General features: G+C 39.5%; 16 protein-coding genes. 3 read left to right on the forward strand and 13 right to left on the reverse strand.

Going from position 1 to position 22796, the window contains the following annotated elements:
• Window positions 1–56: 56 nt before the first annotated feature.
• The 9 genes from sucD to sdhC all read right to left on the reverse strand — a co-directional run bounded on the left by sucD (window position 57) and on the right by sdhC (window position 11814).
• Window positions 57–947 carry a succinate--CoA ligase subunit alpha gene (gene sucD / locus EXE10_RS12255; protein WP_068973520.1) on the reverse strand — a complete coding sequence of 297 codons (891 nt, stop codon included), beginning with the start codon at window positions 945–947 and terminating at the stop codon, window positions 57–59.
• A gap of 12 nt (window positions 948–959) precedes the next feature.
• Complete coding sequence (sucC, locus tag EXE10_RS12260; protein WP_087552495.1) at window positions 960–2126, reverse strand: ADP-forming succinate--CoA ligase subunit beta; 1167 nt, start codon at window positions 2124–2126, stop codon at window positions 960–962.
• Window positions 2127–2293: 167 nt separating this feature from the next.
• Window positions 2294–3727, reverse strand: a complete 1434-nt coding sequence (gene lpdA / locus EXE10_RS12265) for a dihydrolipoyl dehydrogenase (protein ID WP_087552496.1) — start codon at window positions 3725–3727, stop codon at window positions 2294–2296.
• A 59-nt stretch (window positions 3728–3786) separates the two neighbouring features.
• The gene (odhB, locus tag EXE10_RS12270) at window positions 3787–4998 is read right to left on the reverse strand and encodes a 2-oxoglutarate dehydrogenase complex dihydrolipoyllysine-residue succinyltransferase (protein ID WP_087552497.1); all 1212 of its coding nucleotides are present in this window, start codon (window positions 4996–4998) and stop codon (window positions 3787–3789) included.
• Complete coding sequence (locus EXE10_RS12275; RefSeq protein WP_068973553.1) at window positions 4998–7835, reverse strand: 2-oxoglutarate dehydrogenase E1 component; 2838 nt, start codon at window positions 7833–7835, stop codon at window positions 4998–5000. Before EXE10_RS12275 ends, odhB begins: the two co-directional genes overlap by 1 nt.
• A 579-nt stretch (window positions 7836–8414) precedes the next feature.
• Window positions 8415–9125: a succinate dehydrogenase iron-sulfur subunit gene (locus EXE10_RS12280; RefSeq protein ID WP_068973516.1), complete on the reverse strand. Its 711-nt coding sequence runs from the start codon at window positions 9123–9125 to the stop codon at window positions 8415–8417.
• A gap of 14 nt (window positions 9126–9139) precedes the next feature.
• Complete coding sequence (locus EXE10_RS12285; RefSeq protein WP_130113566.1) at window positions 9140–11038, reverse strand: FAD-binding protein; 1899 nt, start codon at window positions 11036–11038, stop codon at window positions 9140–9142.
• Window positions 11039–11050: 12 nt separating this feature from the next.
• Window positions 11051–11416 (reverse strand): succinate dehydrogenase, hydrophobic membrane anchor protein, encoded by a 366-nt coding sequence (gene sdhD / locus EXE10_RS12290; protein WP_068973514.1) that lies wholly within the window; start codon window positions 11414–11416, stop codon window positions 11051–11053.
• Complete coding sequence (sdhC, locus tag EXE10_RS12295) at window positions 11416–11814, reverse strand: succinate dehydrogenase, cytochrome b556 subunit (RefSeq protein ID WP_122071964.1); 399 nt, start codon at window positions 11812–11814, stop codon at window positions 11416–11418. The genes sdhD and sdhC overlap by 1 nt, the downstream gene beginning before the upstream one ends.
• 1058 nt (window positions 11815–12872) lie before the next feature.
• Here sdhC and gltA point away from each other — a divergent pair.
• The 3 genes from gltA to EXE10_RS12310 all read left to right on the forward strand — a co-directional run bounded on the left by gltA (window position 12873) and on the right by EXE10_RS12310 (window position 17700).
• Entirely contained in the window at window positions 12873–14147 is a 1275-nt protein-coding gene (gltA, locus tag EXE10_RS12300; RefSeq protein ID WP_068973513.1) for a citrate synthase, read from the forward strand.
• Window positions 14148–14338: 191 nt separating this feature from the next.
• Window positions 14339–15898 carry a peptide MFS transporter gene (locus EXE10_RS12305; RefSeq protein WP_130113567.1) on the forward strand — a complete coding sequence of 520 codons (1560 nt, stop codon included), beginning with the start codon at window positions 14339–14341 and terminating at the stop codon, window positions 15896–15898.
• Window positions 15898–17700 carry an aminopeptidase P family protein gene (locus EXE10_RS12310; protein ID WP_130113568.1) on the forward strand — a complete coding sequence of 601 codons (1803 nt, stop codon included), beginning with the start codon at window positions 15898–15900 and terminating at the stop codon, window positions 17698–17700. Before EXE10_RS12305 ends, EXE10_RS12310 begins: the two co-directional genes overlap by 1 nt.
• An 87-nt stretch (window positions 17701–17787) precedes the next feature.
• On the opposite strand, the gene EXE10_RS12315 is transcribed toward EXE10_RS12310, so the two are convergent.
• The 4 genes from EXE10_RS12315 to EXE10_RS12330 form a co-directional block, all read right to left on the reverse strand.
• On the reverse strand, window positions 17788–19539 hold the full coding sequence (locus EXE10_RS12315) for an NAD(P)-binding domain-containing protein (RefSeq protein ID WP_130113569.1): 1752 nt from the start codon (window positions 19537–19539) through the stop codon (window positions 17788–17790).
• Between the two features lie 17 nt (window positions 19540–19556).
• Window positions 19557–20402, reverse strand: a complete 846-nt coding sequence (locus tag EXE10_RS12320; RefSeq protein WP_087552502.1) for an SDR family NAD(P)-dependent oxidoreductase — start codon at window positions 20400–20402, stop codon at window positions 19557–19559.
• A gap of 33 nt (window positions 20403–20435) precedes the next feature.
• On the reverse strand, window positions 20436–21392 hold the full coding sequence (locus tag EXE10_RS12325; RefSeq protein ID WP_068973508.1) for a metal-dependent hydrolase: 957 nt from the start codon (window positions 21390–21392) through the stop codon (window positions 20436–20438).
• Between the two features lie 400 nt (window positions 21393–21792).
• The gene (locus tag EXE10_RS12330; RefSeq protein ID WP_130113570.1) at window positions 21793–22749 is read right to left on the reverse strand and encodes a metal-dependent hydrolase; all 957 of its coding nucleotides are present in this window, start codon (window positions 22747–22749) and stop codon (window positions 21793–21795) included.
• Between the last annotated feature and the right edge of the window lie 47 nt (window positions 22750–22796).

The following is a 22796-nucleotide window of genomic DNA, read 5'->3' on the forward strand; positions in this document are numbered from 1 at the left end:
AGTTAAGCTATTTGGATAAATTTATTTGAATTTAATTATTCAAAATCAATTCTAAATTAAGCCAAACCTTGCTTTTTCAAAACTTCTAACATGGTAGAACCCAATTCTGCTGGGCTACGGGTATATGCCATACCCGCTTTTTCAAATGCCGCAAATTTTTCTTCTGCTGTACCTTTACCACCAGAAATAATTGCACCTGCGTGCCCCATACGCTTACCTTTCGGCGCGGTCACACCTGCGATATAACCCACAACTGGCTTCGTTACATTCGATTGAATATATTCAGCTGCTTCTTCTTCCGCAGTACCACCAATTTCACCGATCATAATGATGGCTTCAGTTTGTGGATCTTCTTGGAACAATTTCAAGCAGTCAATTTGGTTCATCCCTGGAATTGGGTCACCACCGATCCCGATACAAGTTGACTGACCTAAACCAAGCTTAGTCGTTTGCGCAACCGCTTCATAAGTCAGTGTACCTGAACGTGAAATAATCCCGATTTTACCAGGTTGGTGAATATGACCAGGCATGATCCCGATCTTACATTCACCTGGTGTGATAATCCCTGGACAGTTCGGACCAATTAAACGTGCACCATTACCATAAGTTTCAAGGTAACGTTTTGCTTTCAGCATGTCTAAAGTAGGTACCCCTTCAGTAATCACCACAATCAACTCAATACCTGAATCAATAGACTCAATAATTGAATCTAAAACAAATGGTGCAGGCACATAAATCGAAGTTGCATTTGCACCTGTTTCTTTCACAGCTTCACGCATGGTGTTAAATACAGGTAAACCAATATGAGTTTGACCACCTTTACCTGGTGTTACACCACCCACCACTTTCGTGCCATAAGCAATTGATTGCTCAGAATGGAAAGTACCATTTTTACCTGTAAAGCCTTGTACCAATACTTTTGTGTCTTTATTTACTAATACGCTCATGATTGATACTCCTTACGCTTTCACTGCAGCAACAACTTTTTCTGCGGCATCAGCTAAACCGTTCGCAGAAATTAATTTTAAACCTGATTCATCAAGTAATTTTGCACCTAATTCTGCATTGTTCCCTTCTAAGCGAACAACCACAGGTACAGTGACATTTACTTCTTGAACCGCTGCAATAATTGCTTCAGCAATCATGTCACAACGTACGATTCCACCGAAAATATTGATCAAAACACCTTGCACAGACGAGTCTGAAAGAATAATTTTGAATGCTTCAATCACACGATCTTTGGTTGCACCACCACCGACATCAAGGAAGTTTGCAGGTTGACCACCATACAGTTTGATAATGTCCATGGTCGCCATTGCAAGGCCTGCACCATTGACCATACAGCCAATGTTACCTTCAAGCGCAACATAGTTTAGGTCAAATTCAGATGCTTTCAACTCACGTTCATTTTCCTGAGATTTATCGCGCATCGCCGCAATTTCAGGAAGACGGTATAGCGCATTTGAGTCAATACCAATTTTGGCATCGACACATAAAATTTCACCATTTTCACGAACAGATAATGGGTTAATTTCAAATAAAGCAAAATCATTTTCTACAAATGCTTGATAAGCGCCTGTCATAATCGTCACGAACTGAGCAATCTGCTTATCTTTCAAGCCCAATTGGAATGCCACATCACGCGCTTGGAATGGCAATAAACCGACTAATGGGTCTACTTCTACTTTGATAATTTTTTCAGGAGTTTCTTCTGCAACTTTCTCAATTTCAACACCGCCTTCAGTCGATGCCATAAATGTCACACGACGGCTTGAACGATCAACCACAGCACCCAAATAAAGCTCACGCTCTACAGGATAGACATCTTCACAAACAAGAATACTATTTACAGGTTGACCATTTGCATCTGTTTGATAGGTCACTAAATTCGTGCCTAATAGATTTTTTGCATATTCTGCTGCTTCTTCGGCAGATTTCACAACTTTAACGCCACCTGCTTTACCACGTCCACCTGCGTGAACCTGAGCTTTCATGACTGCAAATTTGCCACCGATTTGGGCAAATGCTTTAGAAGCTTCATCAGGAGTTGTAATTAAAATGCCTTCTTGAACTGGCATACCATATTTTTTTAACAGCGCTTTCGATTGATACTCATGTAGATTCATTTTTTACCTTTTACTACTTTTCACGTTGTTATGACACACTAATAGTTAAACTTCCATCGCAATAACTATTGGCATTTATTAAATTTGTTCTTTTATTTTTAGATGATTATTCACTTAAAAACAACCATCAAATGTAAAAAGAGCGGTCGAAACCGCTCTTTTTTGTGTTATTTACGTTTACGCTGAATCGCGTGAATCGCACGTCCATCGACTGCAAGTGCAGCTTCATGAACCACTTCTGAATAGGTTGGGTGACCAAAAGTCATCAACTGTAAGTCTTCAACAGAAGATACAAACTCAAGTGCAATCATACCTTGGTGAACGATGTCAGAAGCACCAGGACCAATAATATGCATACCCAGTAAACGGTCAGTTTTCGCATCAGCAACAAACTTCACGAAACCAGCAGATTCATTGGCAGCTAAAGCACGACCATTCACCGCAAATGGGAATTGACCTGTTTTAACTTCATGACCTTTTTCTTTAGCTTGTTCTTCAGTCAAACCTACCCACGCCGCTTCTGGGTGTGTGTAAATTACACTGATGATCGTGTCGTAATTGATTTGAGCCGCATGACCATGCATACGTTCAACAGCCATTACGCCCTCTTCCATTGCTTTATGTGCAAGCATTGGACCACGAACCAAGTCACCAATTGCATATACGCCTTCAACAGAAGTTGCACACCAATCGTTGACTTCAACAAGACCACGTTCAGTGAGTTTAATGCCTGAATCTTCAGCCAATAAACCTTCTGCATACGCTTTACGACCTACACAAACAATCAATTTATCGAAAGTTTGAGTTTTGTCTTCGCCGCCTTGAGTATATTGAACAGTCACTTCACGACCGTTAATCTCAGTACCCGCAACTTTAGCGCCTACACGAATGTCTAAACCTTGTTTAGTCAAAAGTTTTTGGTAGTCTTTAGCCAAAGCTTTGTCTGCCATTGGTAAGAATGCATCTAATGCTTCAAACACAACAACTTCAGAACCTAGACGACGCCATACTGAACCAAGTTCAAGACCAATAACACCCGCACCGATTACGCCAAGACGTTTAGGTACTTCTTGGAATTCCAACGCACCAGTTGAATCAACAATTAAGTCTTCATCAACTTTTGCTACAGGAATGTTTACAGGTACAGAACCCGTCGCAAGGATGACAAATTTAGGTTCTAAAACTTGAACATCACCGCCTTCTAATGGTGTGAATTCAACTTTTTTACCAGCAAGTAATTTACCAGTACCTTGTAACCATTCAATGCCGTTGCCTTTTAATAATTGAGCAACACCACCAGTCAGGTTATCAACAACTTTATCTTTACGCGCAAGAAGCTTTTGAAGGTCTAGTTGAACATTTTCAACAGAGATCCCGTGTACATCTAAGCCATGAAGCGTATCTTCATAGTGATGTGAAGAATCTAAAAGTGCTTTAGATGGGATACAACCCACGTTTAAGCAAGTACCACCCAAAGATGGCTTACCTTTGTGTACACGTTTTTCGATACACGCAACTTTGAAACCAAGCTGTGCAGCACGAATCGCTGCTTCATAACCACCTGGTCCACCGCCGATTACAACTAAATCAAACTGAGACATGTTATCTCCAAAAACGAGCTTAGAGGATCACCCTAAGCTCGTATTGTTATTCTTAAGAATTAAAGATCAAGGATTAAACGTGCTGGCTCTTCAAGCAATTCTTTAATTGCTACAAGGAAACCTACAGCTTCTTTACCATCAATTAAACGGTGATCATAAGAAAGAGCCAAATACATCATTGGCAAAATTTCTACTTGACCATTTACAGCCATTGGACGCTCTTGGATTTTATGCATACCCAAAATTGCAGTCTGTGGTGTATTTAAAATAGGTGTAGAAAGTAATGAACCGAAAGTACCACCATTAGTAATAGTGAACGTACCGCCAGTCATGTCTTCGATACCTAATTTACCGTCACGCGCTTTACCAGCATATGCACGGATACCATTTTCAACTTCCGCATAGTTCATGCGGTCTGTATCACGTAATACAGGAACAACCAAGCCACGCTCAGAAGAAACAGCTACACCGATGTCATAGTAACCGTGATAAACAATATCATCACCGTCAATTGACGCGTTTACAGCTGGGTAACGTTTAAGCGCTTCAGTAGCCGCTTTAACGAAGAAAGACATAAAGCCTAAACGAGCACCATGACGTTTTTCGAATGCATCTTTGTATTGCGCACGCATTTCCATGATTGGCTTCATGTTGACTTCGTTGAACGTTGTTAACATTGCAGTGCTTTGAGTCGCAGCAAGTAAACGTTCAGCAACACGTTTACGAAGACGAGTCATAGGAACACGTTTTTCGATACGTTCGCCAACAGCAACGCTCAATGGAGTTGCAGAAGCAGCTGGTTTAGCTTGATGATTTGCAACATCTTCTTTAGTAATACGACCACCGCGACCAGTACCATCTACATCAGATGCAGCAATACCAGTTTCAGTTAACGCTTTACGAACTGCAGGCGCTTGATCAGCAACTTGAGCGCGTTCAACTACAGGCGCATTACCTGCTTGAGTTTGTGAAGCAGCTTGTTCAACTTTCTCTTCTGATTGAACTGCTTCAGTTTGAGCAGCGCCAGAAACAGCACCTTCTTCAAACGTTGCAATCACTTCAGCAGAAAGAACTGTATCGCCTTCATTTTTAACGATAGATGCAATTGTACCGTCAGCAGGAGCAACAACTTCTAAAACAACTTTATCCGTTTCAATATCACAAATCACTTCATCACGTGATACTGCTTCACCTGGTTGTTTGTGCCAAGTTGCAACTGTTCCGTCAGCAACTGACTCTGGGAACACCGGTGCTTTAATTTCGGTTGCCATTATTTAGATTCTCCTGATTGTTCAGCGACGATCGCTAAAGCGTCATTTACGAGCTGAGCTTGTTGTTTTGCATGCAAATAAGGTGAGCCACATGCAGGTGCAGCTGAAGCTTCACGTCCTGCGTAGCTGATTTGAACTTGTTGACCAGACTTCATCACGCCTTCATATAAACGTGGAGCGATGAATAACCAAGCGCCTTGGTTCTTCGGTTCTTCTTGACACCAAACGAGTTCTTTCACGTTCGGATATGCTGCAAGAACTTCTGCAAGACGTTGTTCTGGGTATGGATACAATTGTTCAACACGCACGATTGCGATGTTCAAGTTCTCTTCACGACGTTTTTCAAGTAAGTCGTAATAAACTTTACCACCACAAAGCACAACACGTGTTACATCTTGTTTGTTGATGTTATCCACTTCATCAATCACAGTCTGGAATGTACCAGTAGCAAGTTCATCTAAAGTAGACGTTGCAAGCTTGTGACGAAGTAATGATTTAGGTGACATCACGATCAATGGTTTACGTAAAGGACGAATCGCTTGACGACGTAAAACATGATAGATCTGTGCAGGTGTAGTCGGTGTGATCACTTGCATGTTTTCTTCAGCACAAAGCTGTAGATAACGTTCTAAACGTGCAGATGAATGCTCTGGACCTTGACCTTCAAAGCCGTGTGGAAGCAACATGGTCAAACCACAAACACGCTCCCATTTGGTTTCACCAGAAGCGATGAATTGGTCAATCACCATTTGCGCACAGTTTGCGAAGTCACCGAACTGAGCTTCCCAAACGATCAAGCTTTTCGGTAATGTAGTTGAATAACCATATTCAAATGCAAGTACAGCCAATTCTGACAATAATGAGTCATAAATTGCAGTACGTGGTTGGTTTTCTTTGATATGACAAAGTGGAATATAAACCGAACCATCAACTTGGTTATGAAGTTTCGCATGACGGTGTGAGAATGTACCACGACCTACGTCTTCACCAGTTAAACGAACAAGGAAACCATCATCAAGCAAAGACGCATACGCTAAAGTTTCAGCAGCACCCCAGTTCAATGGCATTTCGCCTGTTTGCATTTTCAAACGGTCATCAATCACTTTAGAAACTTGACGTTGCATCACAAAGCCTTCAGGCAATTGACGCATTTTTTGACCAAGCTCTTTTAAGCGTTCGATTGGGAAACGTGTATCCCATTCGTCTGTATAGTCATGACCCAAGTATGGAGACCAATCGACAAACATTTTTTTGTTTGGTTCAAGTACCAGTGCGTTTGCAACATGGTTACCTGCTTCAAGATCTTCACGATATTTTTCAACCAAAGCATCTGCCGCCGCGCGATCTAATACTTTTTCTTGTACCAATTGATCTGCATAAAGCGTACGAGTTGTCGCTTTTTTGCTAATTACTTGATACATCATTGGTTGAGTTGCTGCTGGTTCGTCTGCTTCGTTATGACCACGACGACGGTAACAGAACATATCAATCACAACATCTTTACGGAATGTGTGACGGAAATCATGAGCCAATTGAGAAACAAATAATACAGCTTCTGGATCATCACCATTTACATGGAAGATCGGTGCTTGGATCATTTTCGCAATGTCAGTACAGTATTCTGTAGAACGCGCATCACGTGGATCAGAAGTTGTAAAGCCCACTTGGTTGTTGACCACGATGTGAACTGTACCACCGACTGTGTAACCACGAGTTTGTGACATTTGGAAAGTTTCTTGGTTTACACCTTGACCTGCAAATGCAGCATCACCGTGAACAATGATTGGCAATACATCATCACCACCAATGTCTTTACGACGGACTTGACGTGCACGTACAGAACCTTCAACTACAGGTCCAACGATTTCCAAGTGTGATGGGTTAAACGCCAATGCCAAGTGAACTTCACCACCTGGAGTCATTACGTTTGAAGAGAAACCTTGGTGATATTTAACGTCACCAGAACCTTTTTTGTTGAGTGCTTTACCTTCAAACTCACCAAACAAGTCAGCTGGGTTTTTACCCATGATGTTGACAAGTAAGTTCAAACGACCACGGTGTGGCATCCCGATCACAACTTCTTTACAACCTACAGAACCTGCACGTTGAATCAGTTCGTTGACCATAGGAATGAAAGATTCACCACCTTCAACACCGAAACGTTTAGCACCTACATATTTATTACCGAGGAATTTTTCAAGACCTTCAGCCGCTGTTAAACGCTCAAGTACATGTTTCTTTTGATCAGCAGAGAAATTGAATTGACCACGCGCACCTTCAAGGCGTTGTTGAATCCAACGTTTTTCTTTGGTATCAACAATGTGCATGTATTCAACACCGATAGAAGCACAATATGTCGCTTCCATGGCATTTACCAATTCACCCAAAGTCGCTTCAGTTTTACCAATTGCTAAATTACCAGCATTGAAAACTGTATCTAAATCAGACTTTGTTAAACCGTGTGCAGCAAGATCCAAATCTGGCACATCTTCGCGTTTTGCCAAACCAAGTGGATCTAATTTTGCTTTTTGATGCCCACGGTTACGATACGCCGCGATTAATTGCAATACACCAATTTGACGACGTTCATGCTCAGTACTTACTTCACTTTGCACAACAGGCTGAACACGGTTCGAATTGCGACCTAATAATAAGAATTGCTCACGAATATTTCCGTGTGGTTGATCACCTTTAGGGAATTTATCGAAATATTGCTGCCAGTCCTCACCTACTGAGGTTGGAGAAGAAAGGTACTGTTCGTAAAGCTCTTCAATATACGCTGCACTATCAGCGGAAAGTTCAGTGTCAAGACGCAGTGCGTCAGCAACTTCTTGCATTTGTGGACCCATTTCCTATTGCAAAAACATTAGAGGGTGCTTTTTAAGCACTCCCATGATTGATAATGCCAAATCGGTAAATTGACATTCACCCATCAGGCGCTAATGACCAAGGGGCGTTAACAACATTGGCTAATAACCAATGCACACAATGAATCATAACGCCTTCATTGGCATCATCACTCATCTATATACTCAACCGCAGCTGAGCAATTTTTTGCAAATCGACTTAGAAAAAACAAAGCGTAAATTTGCTTTTTCTAAAGCGGTTCTAAGCTTAGTTTATAAAAATATTTATAAACCGTTATGAATCACACTTATGTAGATAAAATGTACTAAAAAAGCAGTCCGTTTTTCACATATAGTGGTTTGTTAAATCCTAACATGAACTGTCGGCCCAATTGATTTTTTTGACACATACCATCCATAAATTAGCTAAATACATACAAAGAATAATCTATTATCATCAGCCCATTTATATAAAATAATGATGGCGAAGATCGTATTTTTCAATGCTTTTCAAAAATCAATAAAAAAGAGCGCACATCTAAAGATGCGCGCCCTCCTTTTCACGTCGTATTAACCAGCTTGGTCGAGCAACATGCTACGGATATGACCGATTGCTTTTGTTGGGTTCAAACCTTTAGGACATACAGACACACAGTTCATAATCCCTTTACAACGGAACAATGAGAATGGGTCATCAAGACGACTTAAACGATCTTGAGTCGCTGTATCACGAGAATCGATGATAAAACGATACGCATTCAACAATGCAGATGGACCTAAGAATTTATCAGGGTTCCACCAGAATGATGGGCATGAAGTTGAACAACATGCACAAAGAATACATTCATACAAACCATCAAGATGTTCACGATCTTCAGGAGACTGTAAACGCTCTTTCGGTGGCGCAGGTTGATTATTGATTAGAAATGGTTGAATTTTGTCATACTGATCGTAGAACTGATTCATATCCACAACTAAATCTTTAACCACTGGTAAACCAGGCAATGGACGAATCACGATTTTTTCTGGTAAATCGTTCAAGTTCCAAAGACAAGCCAAACCATTTTTACCGTTGATGTTCACACCATCCGAACCACAAATACCTTCACGGCAAGAGCGACGGAATGTTAATGACTCATCTTCTACTTTTAATGCAAGAAGAGCATCAAGCAACATACGGTGCTTATCAGTCAATTCAAGTTTAAAAGTTTGCATGTACGGTGCTTTATCCTTATCAGGATCATAGCGGTAGATTTCGAATGTACGGGTACCTCTACTCATCTTATTTCTCCCAATTAGAATGTACGTGGTTTAGGTGGAATTGGATCAACTTTCAATGGATTATAGCGCACTGGCTTATATTCCAAGTGATTGTCTGTAGAGAACCACAATGTGTGTTTCATCCATTCATCATCACGACGACCATATGGGTAATCTGCATGATCAGGTGGTAACTCGTAATCTACAACCGTATGCGCACCACGACATTCTTTACGTGCAGCAGCAGAAATCAAGGTTGCTTTCGCTACTTCGTATAAGTTTTCAACTTCCAAAGCTTCAATACGTGCTGTGTTGAATACTTTAGATTTGTCTTTCAAGTGAATGTTACGTACACGAGGTTCGATTGCAAGAATCTGTTTAACACCTTTGTCAAGTAATGCTTGAGTACGGAATACACCCGCGTGATCTTGAACGATGTCACGGATTGCATCAGCAACTTCTTGTGCATTTTCACCTGAAGTTGAATCATCAAGGTGTTTAATACGATTTACTGTATTCGCAAGCACAGTTGTAGGTAATGGTGTGTACTCATCACCGTGATGTTTAGTCACGTAATCAATGATGTGTTCACCTGCAGCTTTACCAAATACAACCAAGTCAAGAAGTGAGTTCGTACCTAAACGGTTTGCACCATGTACAGATACGCAAGAACATTCACCGATTGCATAGAAACCTTTTACTGGTTTAGTGAAGTTACGTTCACCACCATTGTGTGAATACACACCAGTTTCTTTGTTATAGTTCGCAACAAGTTCTTGAGTTTCAGCACTTTCAGGAAGAACAACTTGACCATGAATATTCGTTGGAATACCACCCATTTGATAATGGATTGTTGGTACTACAGGAATCGCTTCTTTCGTGATGTCAACGTTCGCGAATTTTTTACCGATCTCAAATACAGATGGTAAACGCTTCATGATCGTGTCCGCACCTAAGTGAGTCATATCAAGAAGGATATAATCACCTTTAGGACCACAACCACGACCTTCTTTGATCTCTTGGTCCATAGAACGTGATACGAAGTCACGTGGAGCCAAATCTTTCAAAGTTGGTGCATAACGTTCCATGAACGGTTCGCCGTCTTTGTTACGAAGGATTGCACCTTCACCACGACAACCTTCAGTCAACAATACGCCTGCGCCCGCTACACCTGTAGGGTGGAACTGCCAGAATTCCATATCTTGTAATGGAATACCTGCACGAGCCGCCATACCAAGACCGTCACCAGTGTTGATATATGCGTTCGTAGATGCACGGTAAACACGACCCGCACCACCTGTAGCAAACAATGTTGCTTTACCTTGGAATACTGCAATTTTGCCCGTTTCTTGGTCAATCGCAGTTACACCAAGCACATCACCTTCTTCATTACGGATTAAATCTAATGCAATCCATTCAACAAAGAATTGAGTACCCATTTTCACGTTGCTTTGATAAAGCGTGTGAAGAAGTGCGTGACCTGTACGGTCAGCAGCAGCACAAGCACGTGGAACTGGTTTTTCACCATAGTTCGCAGCATGACCACCGAAAGGACGTTGGTAAATTGTACCGTCAGCGTTACGGTCAAATGGCATACCAAGGTGTTCAAGTTCATATACAACTTGAGGCGCTTCACGAGTCATAAACTCGATTGCGTCTTGGTCACCTAACCAGTCTGAACCTTTAACAGTGTCATAGAAGTGATAGTGCCAGTTATCTTCTTGCATATTACCAAGAGATGCACCAATACCACCTTGAGCCGCAACTGTATGAGAACGAGTTGGGAATACTTTGGTTAGCACAGCAACTTTCAAACCTGCTTGAGCAAGCTGATAAGAAGCACGCATACCTGAACCACCACCACCAACGATGACTGCATCGAAAGTTTCGTGTGGAATATTTGTGTAATCTTCTTTAGGGATTATAGCGCCCATGATTGTTTCCTATCAATTCGCCCAAAAAATCTGGATTGCCCAAATCGCGTATGCAAAAACTGCAATAATCACTGCAGAAGTCAATACCAAACGCAAACCTGAAGCCGAAGGACCCATTTGACGTGTAGTCACATAGTCAGTGAATACTTGCCACATACCAATCCAAGCGTGTGCAACTAAAGACAAAACAGCCAATAAAGATAAAATCTTCATCGGAAGTGTCATCATGAAGCCAAACCATTGCTCATAGTTAAATCCACCATTGCAGAGAATCCAACCTAAAACCACAACAGTATAAACAGCAAGCACAACAGCACTCACACGTTGGATATACCAATCACGAGAACCTGAACCCGTTAAACCTGTAGCACTTTTCATTAGAGAACAATCCATACAAATGATGCGATTACAGAAATCGCAGCCAAAATTAATGCAATTGTAGCTACAACGCGACCACTTTGAAGTTCTTCAGCAAAACCAAGGTCTGCAAATAAGTGTTTAATACCCATAATGAAATGGAATAATAAGCCTGCTACAAACACCCATACGATGAAACGTACAACGAAGCCACCAAAGATTGCTTGAACTTGAGCAAAACCTTCTGGTGAAGACAATGATTTGTCTAAAAGCCACAAAAGTACCGGTACGAGTAAAAATACGATGACACCAGAAAGACGGTGTAGAATTGATGCAATAGCCACAGGGGATTTTAAGTTTACATCTAAAACTTGACCCATGGACAAATTGACAGGTCTGTTGCTTTTCACAGCGGGCATCCTGTAAGTAAAAACTCCATCCGGAGTTTGTTGGAATTAATTCGAAGGAAAGCTAGCATTGTCAGACAAATTCATTTGCCTGAACTTTAAACGACACTGAATTATAAAACGTGAACTGTCAAAATACAAACCATCGAAATTGGCTTTTTCTTTAAAAATCACTCAAATAAGAATCATTTACATCAACTTGAAAGCTAAACTCGATAATTCCAACCACACAACCTAAGCTATCTATCTATTTTATAAGAAAATTAACTTTAAACCACTTATACATATTTACAACTTATAATATTTTTTAAATTTAGACTAAAGCACAAGATTACGGACAATAATGTTCCATAAATGATAACTACCTCTTATTTTACTTTGAAATAATTTAAGCATTTATAAGATAGTCATTATGTTCTTTCTAAATAAACCTTTATTTATATTTTAAATGGTTGCCATTCAAACCCTTGATTTGACTTAAAGCTTTACAATAAGAAAGAACAACTTAGTGTGTGAATAATTCTCGATTTTTATTTAATTTTGATGTCAATTGATTATTTATAAAACATTTAAATACAAATTTATCGCATTATTTGAGTGTTTTTCGTACATTAAATATTATTTTTTAATCAATTAAGCACAAAAATGAAAATAAATATTTCATCAATTTATTTGCATATTTTTCATACAGCAACAACACCCAAAGCTATGTAAGTCATGAAATTTAGATGATTTTAAAACATAAAAAAAACAGGGCTTAATTACAAAAGCATCAAAATATTGGTTAAAAATGCCATTCCCCGCCTCGCAATCATAATTATTTTTATGCAACTTCCTCAGAATTTGCCTTATTATACTGACCGACTCTGAAATTCAATGATCAATATTTATTCATTATCGCATTTTGACTAAAATACTTACGAAAACATTATCTGTTCATCCATAAGTATAATTGACAAAATTTCAGTACTCACTAAGCTTAATAGCAATTTTTGATCCGTCTGACTTGTGCATTACAAGATGACTAAGCAAGTTAGATAAAATATCCACCAGGACAGGAGATCTATTGAATGTCTGCAGCAACTGGCAAGAAAGCCGTTCTAGAGCTTGATGGCAAAAAAATTGAATTACCAATTTACAGCGGCACATTGGGCCCAGATGTAATCGACGTTAAGGATGTGTTGGCTTCAGGTCACTTTACTTTTGATCCTGGTTTTATGGCTACTGCTTCTTGCGAGTCTAAAATCACTTTCATCGATGGTGACAAAGGCGTTCTTTTACACCGTGGTTATCCAATTGCACAACTTGCAACTCAAGCTTCTTACTTAGAAACTTGCTATTTATTGTTAAGCGGTGAGCTTCCAACTGCTGAACAAAAAACAGACTTCGAAAACAAAGTCCGCAATCACACTATGGTTCACGACCAAGTTAGCCGTTTCTTCAATGGTTTCCGTCGTGATGCTCACCCTATGGCTGTTATGTGTGGTGTAGTTGGTGCGTTATCTGCGTTCTATCACAATGGTTTTGACGTTGAAAATGTTGATCACCGTGAAATCACTGCAGTTCGTTTAGTTGCTAAGATTCCTACTTTAGCTGCTTGGACTTACAAATATACAATCGGTCAACCGTTCGTATATCCACGTAACGATTTAAGCTATGCTGAAAACTTCTTGTACATGATGTTTGCTACTCCAGCAGATCGTGACTACAAAGTTAACCCTATTCTTGCAAAAGCAATGGATCGTATCTTTACGCTTCATGCTGACCATGAGCAAAACGCGTCTACATCTACAGTACGTTTAGCGGGTTCTACTGGTGCTAACCCATACGCATGTATCGCTGCGGGTATTGCTGCACTTTGGGGACCTGCTCACGGTGGCGCGAACGAAGCTGTTCTTAAGATGCTTGATGAAATCGGCTCTGTAGAAAACGTTGCTCCGTTCATGGAAAAAGTAAAAACTAAAGAAGTTAAACTTATGGGCTTCGGTCACCGAGTTTATAAAAACTTCGATCCACGTGCGAAAGTAATGAAAGAGACTTGTGACGAAGTGTTAAGCGCACTTGGTATCAACGATCCTCAATTAGAACTTGCGATGGAACTTGAGCGTATTGCGTTAAGCGACCCGTACTTCATCGAACGTAAACTTTACCCGAACGTAGACTTCTACTCAGGTATCATCCTTAAAGCGATTGGTATCCCAACAGAAATGTTTACTGTAATCTTCGCACTTGCACGTACTGTTGGTTGGATCAGCCACTGGTTAGAAATGCACAGCGGACCTTACAAAATCGGTCGTCCTCGTCAGCTTTATACTGGCGAAACTCAACGCGATATCCAACGTTAATTCGTTACGCGTTTAGATCGAACAAGAAACCACCCTTTGGGGTGGTTTTTTTATGCCCTATTTGGGTAGTTTAAGTTTAATTTCATGAATTATAAGAATTACAAATAAACACCAATAGAAACACTTTAAATTAAAATATTTTTATATATTGCATAACTTATATTTATTAATCATTTTCAAAGGAATTGAAGATGTCACAAGATTTAAAACAATATGATCAGGCCTTTATGGGACACCCCAAACCACTAAAAGGCTTATTTTTCACAGAATTATGGGAACGCTTTTCCTATTATGGCATTCGACCACTACTTATTCTCTACATGGCAGCAATGATTGCAGATGGTGGACTTGGACTAGACCGCCCTTCAGCATCTGCAATCGTAGGTTTATTTGCTGGTTCGATGTATCTCATGACCGTTTTAGGTGGCTGGGTCGCTGACCGATGGCTGGGGCAAGAAAAAGCAGTTTGGTACGGCTCTCTGATTATTGCTTGTGGACATATCTCTATTGCTTTGACCGCACTGTTTAGCCATTTCTTTTTTTACTTTGGCTTAGTTCTGATTGTGATCGGATCTGGTCTATTCAAAACCTGTATTTCAGTCATTGTGGGTACATTGTATAAAGCACAGGACACTCGACGCGATGCAGGCTTTTCAATCTTTTATATGGGAATTAACCTAGGTTCTGTCCTCGCCCCTTTAGTTACTGGGCTTTTGGTTAAAGATTATGGTTGGCATTGGGGTTTTGGAATTGGTGGAATAGGCATGCTCATTTCATTGATTATTTTCCGTGTCATGACAGTACCCCAACTAAAAAAGTTCAATGCTTTACAAGGTGCAGAGACAACATGGGACAAAGCAGTACATTATGATAAAAATGCACCAAAAGTCGTAGCTCTATTCCTTGTCTTGGTCGCTGTGGTTGTTATTTTAACCTCCATAGGTTATTTACACATCAATCCAGTTATCATCGTAAAATATTTAACCGTTTCAATCTGTATTGCGATCATTGCATATTTTGCTTACCTACTTCTGTTTGCAAATCTAAATACGACTGAAAAAAAGAAAATTATTATTTGTTTTGTACTTCTCATGACTGCGGCGCTGTTTTGGTCTGCTTTTGAACAAAAACCAACCTCATTCAACCTATTTGCTCAGGATTTTACCAATCGACAATTTTTAGGATTTGAAATTCCTGCGGTTTGGTTCCAGTCTGTCAACCCAATTCTTATTGTAATTTTTGCACCCATCGCTGCGTGGTTATGGATGAAATTAGGCAAATCCAATCGTGACCCAAGTTATATCAGCAAATTTATTATTGCCTTGGTATTGGCAGCTTGCGGCTTTGGGTTAATGGTTCTTGCAAGCCATTCTGTGATCCAAAATCACGAAAATACGGTTTCACCATTGTGGCTCATTGGTGCAATGTTATTTTTAACCTTAGGTGAGCTATGCTTAAGCCCTGTTGGCCTCTCCGCAATGACTAAACTTGCACCAAATGTTCTACGTGGACAAATCATGGGTTTATGGTTTACTGCATCTGCACTCGGTAATTTAATGGCAGGGTTAATTGGTGGACATGTTTCTACTGATGAAATTAATCAATTACCAACCTTATTCATGCGCTGTGTGATTGCATTACTTATTGGTGCTGTGATTTTATGGTTATTAAGAATGCCGATTCGTAAACTTCTTGATCAAACTGCGTCAACTAAACCTACACCTATACAAAATTCTCAAGTGGAAACCTAATGAACACTCAAACGCCAAATGAAAAACTCAGTTTATTGAGAAGCCATATGCAGCAGCATCAGATTGATGCTTTCATTGCCATGAGTGCTGATCCGCACATGTCTGAGTATTTACCCGAATATTGGCAAGTTCGACTTTGGCTCACGGGATTTACGGGTTCAGTCGGAACTGTGGTGGTGACTCAAGACTTCGCTGGACTTTGGGTCGATGGGCGTTATTGGGTACAAGCTGAACAACAACTGAACAATACGGGCTATATCTTGCAGAAACAAAGCCATGATCCAGCTACAACGCACCTTGCTTGGTTGGCACAGCATTTAAGCAAAGATGCAAAAATTTCTGTGAATGGACAAAATATTTCTGTACAGCAATATAATGCTTTAGAGGATATTGCGAAACAACAGCAATTTAAACTCGAAAGCCATTTTGATCTGATCAGTGAAATTTGGCATGATCGCCCTGCCTTACCTCTACAAACAGTGTGGCAAATGGCAGATGGTTTAAATGCATTCACACGTGTAGAAAAAATTTCCGCAATTCGTGATGCTTTATCAACAAAAAATGCATCTGCTCATTTTGTTTCTTCCGTAGATGATATTGCATGGATCACTAACTGCCGTGGTCGCGATGTTGAATACAATCCCGTGTTCTTAGCACATTTATATATTGATCACTCTCGTACTGTGCTTTTTATTGATGATGCAAAACTTTCTCCTGAATTACAGGCAAACTTAGAAGCAGATCATATTGAAATTATTGCTTATGCGCAGAGTGCTGAGTTTCTAAAACAAATTCAAAATCAAGTTGTACTCATTGATCCTGCAAAAGTTTCAATATTACATGCTCAAGCAATTACCCTACATAATCAAGTGATTCAAGACATCAACCCAAGCACTTTATTTAAATCATGCAAACATCCATCTGAAATTGCACATATCAGAAATGCCATGATCAAAGATGGTGTTGCACTGTGTCATTTCTTTCATTGGTTAGATACTGCGCTTAAGAATGGTGAAAGCATCAATGAACTGAGCATTGATGAAAAAGCCACAGCTTTTCGTAAACAACAACAAGGTTTTATTGATTTAAGTTTCTCAACAATTGCGGGTTTTAATGCCAATGGCGCACTTCCGCATTACCGTGCAACTCCAGATCATTTTAGTCAAATTGTAGGTGATGGCTTATTACTGATTGATTCAGGTGCACAATATGCAGATGGCACCACAGACATCACCCGTGTCGTTCCTATTGGCACACCAATTAATGAACAAAAACGTGACTATACCTTGGTTTTAAAATGTCATATTGCATTAGCACAAACTGTTTTCCCTGAAGGAATTGCATCACCTTTATTAGACAGTATAACCCGCCAAACTTTATGGAAATATGGTTTAGATTATCGTCATGGTACTGGTCACGGCGTAGGCTTTGCGCTGAATGTGCATGAAGGTCCACAAGTGATTTCATGCTATGCACCACCAACAGAAAATACCAAGATGCGTGCAGGCATGATCACATCAAATGAACCAGGCTTATACCATGAAGGGAAATATGGCATTCGTATTGAAAATTTAGTGGTCAATCAACCTAAAGTTTTTGCAGACAAAACCTATGGTGATTTTTTAGAGTTTGAAACTTTAACGCTTTGCCCAATCAATACCCAGTGTATTGTTCTGGATTTGATGACGACTGATGAAAAAGCATGGTTGAATCAATATCACCAGACTGTACGTGAGCGTTTATCGCCACTTTTACAAGGTGATGTTTTAAATTGGTTAGTTGAGAATACTCAGGCGATCTAGATAATTTATCCACGAATAAAACAAAGCCCTAAATCTTTTAGGGCTTTGCTGATTAAATTACAGCTGAATGATGAAGTAGAATAACCATCAATTCACAGTCGTCTTCTTTGTTTCAACTGAATAATGGTCGGTATTCCAAACTTTTAACTGGTTACGCAGTTCTTGTAAAGACCACGGCCAAGCCGCAAAGTTACGACCATTTTCATCCAAATAATAAGACTTACAACCACCCGCATTAAATACCGTTGTTTTTAAATGCTTTTGTAAACGCTTATTGTGTGCTTCAACCACATCACCTTTAATTTCAAAACGAGTGAACTTCTGATTACGCATTTTCACTAAGGCATCTACAATATAACCCACTTGCGCTTCAGCAATACCAATAAATGAATCGTAAACCAAGATATTTGGACCTAGTACCAAGAATGCATTTGGAACATTCTCAATACTTGCACCCAAGTACGCTTCAGGTGAACTATTCTTCCAACGATCTGCTAAAACCTGACCATTGGCATCATAAACACGTTTACCAATTGGTGGATGTGATACTTCAAAACCAGTCCCCCAAATGATCACATCAACTTCGTGACGTTCACCATTCGCCGCGACAACAGTATTGCCATCTATCTCCACCAAACCATGTGGCACTAAACTGACATTGTCTTGTTGAAGTGCTGGATAATAGTTGTTGGCGAACAAAAGACGCTTACAACCTATATCAAAGTTTGGCGTAACATCTTTACGTAATTGATCATCTTGAATTTGCAATTTAAGCAATTGCTTACTGAGGAAATTAATTGGTTTTAATACTTTTGGATTACGCAAACCAAAATTAATACCATTTAAAATTTGCGCAATACTGTTACGCCATGTTTGTTGAATCACAGGGAATTTAGAAATAATACCTTTTGCTGTATCACTCAATTCCATATCTGCTTTTGGCAATACCCACGGCGCAGTACGTTGGAATACCACGACTGATTTTGCTAAAGGTTGAACTTGTGGAATAAACTGAATCGCTGAAGCGCCAGTTCCGATCACCGCTACACGTTTTCCTGTTAAATCATAATCATGATTCCAACGTGCGGAATGGAACATTTCACCTTTGAAACTTTCAATCCCTTTTAATTTTGGCATCGATGGTTCAGTGATTGGACCTGTGGTAAATACAACCGTTTTGGCTTGATATTTTCCTTTTGATGTTTCTAAATTCCAAATATGTTGCGACTCATCCCACTTAGCACTGGTCAATTCATTATTAAAGTCAATCTTACCGCCTAAGTTATACTTCTCAACCACTTCTTCTAAGTAGGTTAAAATCTCAGGTTGTTTGGCAAATAAGTGACTCCACTTATGACTCGGTGAAAATGAAAATGAATACAATGCCGATGGCACATCACATCCACAACCAGGGTAATTATTGTCACGCCAAGTTCCACCGACACGACTTGCTTTTTCAAGGACGATATAATCGTGATAACCCGCTTGATTCATTTTATAGGCAGCAGCGATTCCAGAAATCCCAGCACCGATCACAATTGTATCGTACACATGTACAGATTCAGGTTTTTTAGTACTTGAAACTGGCTTTTTACTTTCTTGTGTTTGATCCACTTTTTCAGTTTTAACTGCTTTCGTCGCAGTGGTCTTAGAAATCGCAACCTTAGTTGGTGCTTTTATTTCGACTTTTGCTTCAACTTTTGGCTCAGTCTTTACTTCAGCTTTCTTCACTTCTGCAGGCTGGATCACCTGTTTAATTTCTTCAACAGTAGTTTGTTTATTGGTCTTTTTTTCGCTTTTATCTTCAGGAAGCGTATCTACAGTCTGTTCAGTTGTCATCTTGATTCACTCTACAATTATTTTACATATTTATTAAATAATGGATAACCGATACCCAACATTTTTGCGTATAAGGCAGGTGAAGCGCGCTTCATTAACCAGAATAATTTCGCATCAGGTTGAGGTACGGTATAAAGTTTGCCAGCATCTAAATTATTCAATGTTTTAATCACGACTTTTTCACTGGTTGTGAAAGCATGGTTCATCAATAAATCATCAGCCAATCCTGCATACTGTTTTGGCAAGCGACCATTTTTCATGATATTGGTTGGAACAAGTGTTGGGCAAAGTACATTGACACTGATTTTATCTTTGCGTAACTCTGCTGAAAGTGTTTCAGATAAAGCCAAGACGCTAGACTTTGTGACGTTGTATGCAGTCATTTCAGGCGCTGCCGTAAAGCCTGCTGCCGATGCAACATTAATGATTGCACCATAACCTTGTTGTTTAAACTTCGGTACAAAATAATGGCAACCATAAATCACTCCCCAAAGATTGATGTTGACACACCATTGCCAATCTTCGAGTGATACTTCGTCAAACTTACCACCGAGCCCTACGCCCGCATTATTAATCACTAAAGTCACTGAATGGTTCATTAACTTTTCAGCTTGCTCTGACAACGCTTTGACTTGTGTTTTATCCGTCACATCACATTGCACAGCAAATGCTTTGCCTGTGGTTTGAGATTGAATTAAATTCACTGTTTCTTCAGCTGCTGCAAGATTAATATCCGCACAAACAATCGTACCACCACGCTTTGCCAGTTCCATCGCAAAGCTACGACCGATCCCACTGCCAGCGCCCGTCACCACAGCATAAGCATGTTGACTCGGTTTTAATTTTTTAGAAAAAATTCCCATGTATTTCAATCCATTTATTATTGTAAGGACGTTTTAAGAACGTAGTGCTGGAATAAATTCTTTGGTCAAATATGGCGTCAGAACACCATTTTCAGGATTCAACAAAGTTTCTTTGTAATATGCCAAAAACTCACTGGTATCGTGGTCATTTGGATGAAAGTCTGGACGCAAATAATCAAATATATGCTTTAAAGAACTACCATAAACACCATCTTTTAAACCGAAAATCAAACGGAAACTATGTGGAATCTCTTTCCAATAACTCCAACGAATCAGGTTTTTAGGATCACGATAGAACGGTACAATCGTCGATGCAGCCGAGATCAACACAAGAATCGTGATCAATGCAGGAAAAAATCCTGCAATACGCAATGCATAATTATTTGATAAAGTTTGGAAAACGTCAAAAGCAATATCTTTATGCTCAGACTCTTCTAACATATGCCACATCCAAATCGCACGTTGTTTTTCATCTGTAGAACGGAAGAAGACCGACTCATGATTCATCATGTATTCAGCCAGAACCGCAGTAAAATGCTCAATACCTGCCATTAAGGATAATTTCATTGGTTGTGGTAAACGGTTAAAACCATACTCAAAAACATAACCTGCTAAAAAGCGAAATAATTTCACTGGCAAATCACGTTCCATATACGCATCATTTAATTCTTCGTGCATTTTAGAATGAATTGCTTCTTGCCCAATCAAAGAGGTCACACGCTGCTTTAACAATGGATCTTTAATAAAATCACGATGATAACGTGCCGTATCAATCACCAAGTCTTCGCCGAGTGTCAGAAAAATAGATAAAGATGCAAAATATGCACTGGCTAATTCCGCATCCATATAAAATCTGTGATCCAATTTTTCAGGTTCAAAATCAAACTTCATATGACGAATAGGAATAATTGGTGTTTGATTTTCCAGACTAAAAGGTGCCGCTGAAAAAACTTTTGAAAATGCTTTTTTGATTGGTTTAGCTAAGATCATTGCAAATACCCTTTATTCATGAAAATGGAAATCCAATTTCTGTTGAAGCTAAAAGATTTATTTTTTAGAGTAAAAACTCCAGATTATGCATGAAAATTACGCCATGCTTTATCAATTACCATTGGCACATTTCTTCTTTTGATTAGCAAATTATGACAACATCACTGCTTTGTTAGACAAAATATTTGAGAATGGTTTCAACTGATAGAAAATGTCCTATAAAGACAATATTTGATTTTCATTTTCACAACAAAATTGGCTGAAATGACATTTTAATTTTGCCCCTAAAAGCACATAGAAACGTATCTCACAGCATTTTTTATTGGACAAATTTAATGTTTTAAAAGTGGCTCAATCGCACAGTCAATTCAGCCACTTTCTAGGCATCGATCTATGCACATTACACACGTAAAGCAGGGGTAAATTCTTTAACAAAGAATGGGGTTAGAGTCCCTGTCACAGGATCAAGTAATTCTTTTTTGTAATGTTCTAAAAGCGCATTGGTATCATGATCATTTGGATGAAAATCTGTGCGTAAATAATCAAAAATATGACCTAAGCTACTGCCAAATACGCCCTCTTTTAAACCAAATAATAAGTCCCAACTGCCTTTGGCTTCTTTCCAAAAATCAAGACTTAAGGCATTCTTTGGACGGCGTAAAAATGGGAGGAATAAAGCACCGGCGCCTACCCCAAGCCCCAAAGTTGCTAAAGCAATAAAGAAACCTGCGATACGTAGCGGATAATCACCTGAAAGCACTTGATAAGTATCGTAAGCAATATCTTTATGCTCAGATTCTTCCAACATATGCCACATCCACAGCGCACGTGTCTTTTCATCTAAAGAATGATTAAAAATGTCTTCATGATTCATCGCATACTGTGCAAATACCGCAGTGAAATGCTCAATTCCTGCCATCATTGAAAGTTTTAAGGGTTGTGGAAACTTCAAGAAAGTATGATTAAACACTTGTTCTGCAAGGAAACGGTAAAATTGCACAGGGAAATTACGAGGGATCATCGCATCGTTATATTCTTCATGAATTTTTGAATGAATTGCTTCTTGCCCAATTAGACTGGTGAGACGTTGTTTTAACACTGGATCTTTTATTAGATCACGATGATAACGTGCAGTTTCAATAACCAACTCTTCACCATAAGTTAAGAAAATAGACAGTGCAGCAAAATAAGCCGTACCCCATTCTTTTTGCATAAAGAACTTCGCATCGATGTCTTTCGATTCAAATTTGAAGTTGAAATGACGAATCGGAATATTGGCTAAACGACCTGTAAGATCAGGCATTGCTTGTGGAAATATTTTGGTAAATACTTTTTTGACTGGCTTTGCTAATAACATAGAGAGTACGCTCTGGATTCATTCATGGATCATGAGTTTGATTGCTT

Origin of the sequence: Acinetobacter sp. WCHAc060033 (assembly GCF_004209125.1) — a bacterium.
Lineage (GTDB): Bacteria > Pseudomonadota > Gammaproteobacteria > Pseudomonadales > Moraxellaceae > Acinetobacter > Acinetobacter wuhouensis.

Bases quoted from the DNA above. Each gene is read 5' to 3' on its own strand.
- sucD (WP_068973520.1), bottom strand. From the start codon at position 947: ATGAGCGTATTAGTAAATAAAGACACAAAAGTATTGGTACAAGGCTTT.
- sucC (WP_087552495.1), bottom strand. From the start codon at position 2,126: ATGAATCTACATGAGTATCAATCGAAAGCGCTGTTAAAAAAATATGGT.
- sdhC (WP_122071964.1), bottom strand. From the start codon at position 11,814: ATGCCCGCTGTGAAAAGCAACAGACCTGTCAATTTGTCCATGGGTCAA.
- EXE10_RS12285 (WP_130113566.1), bottom strand. From the start codon at position 11,038: ATGGGCGCTATAATCCCTAAAGAAGATTACACAAATATTCCACACGAA.
- EXE10_RS12320 (WP_087552502.1), bottom strand. From the start codon at position 20,402: ATGGGAATTTTTTCTAAAAAATTAAAACCGAGTCAACATGCTTATGCT.
- sdhD (WP_068973514.1), bottom strand. From the start codon at position 11,416: ATGAAAAGTGCTACAGGTTTAACGGGTTCAGGTTCTCGTGATTGGTAT.
- gltA (WP_068973513.1), top strand. From the start codon at position 12,873: ATGTCTGCAGCAACTGGCAAGAAAGCCGTTCTAGAGCTTGATGGCAAA.
- EXE10_RS12275 (WP_068973553.1), bottom strand. From the start codon at position 7,835: ATGCAAGAAGTTGCTGACGCACTGCGTCTTGACACTGAACTTTCCGCT.
- EXE10_RS12310 (WP_130113568.1), top strand. From the start codon at position 15,898: ATGAACACTCAAACGCCAAATGAAAAACTCAGTTTATTGAGAAGCCAT.
- EXE10_RS12305 (WP_130113567.1), top strand. From the start codon at position 14,339: ATGTCACAAGATTTAAAACAATATGATCAGGCCTTTATGGGACACCCC.
- EXE10_RS12315 (WP_130113569.1), bottom strand. From the start codon at position 19,539: ATGACAACTGAACAGACTGTAGATACGCTTCCTGAAGATAAAAGCGAA.
- EXE10_RS12280 (WP_068973516.1), bottom strand. From the start codon at position 9,125: ATGAGTAGAGGTACCCGTACATTCGAAATCTACCGCTATGATCCTGAT.
- EXE10_RS12325 (WP_068973508.1), bottom strand. From the start codon at position 21,392: ATGATCTTAGCTAAACCAATCAAAAAAGCATTTTCAAAAGTTTTTTCA.
- odhB (WP_087552497.1), bottom strand. From the start codon at position 4,998: ATGGCAACCGAAATTAAAGCACCGGTGTTCCCAGAGTCAGTTGCTGAC.
- EXE10_RS12330 (WP_130113570.1), bottom strand. From the start codon at position 22,749: ATGTTATTAGCAAAGCCAGTCAAAAAAGTATTTACCAAAATATTTCCA.
- lpdA (WP_087552496.1), bottom strand. From the start codon at position 3,727: ATGTCTCAGTTTGATTTAGTTGTAATCGGCGGTGGACCAGGTGGTTAT.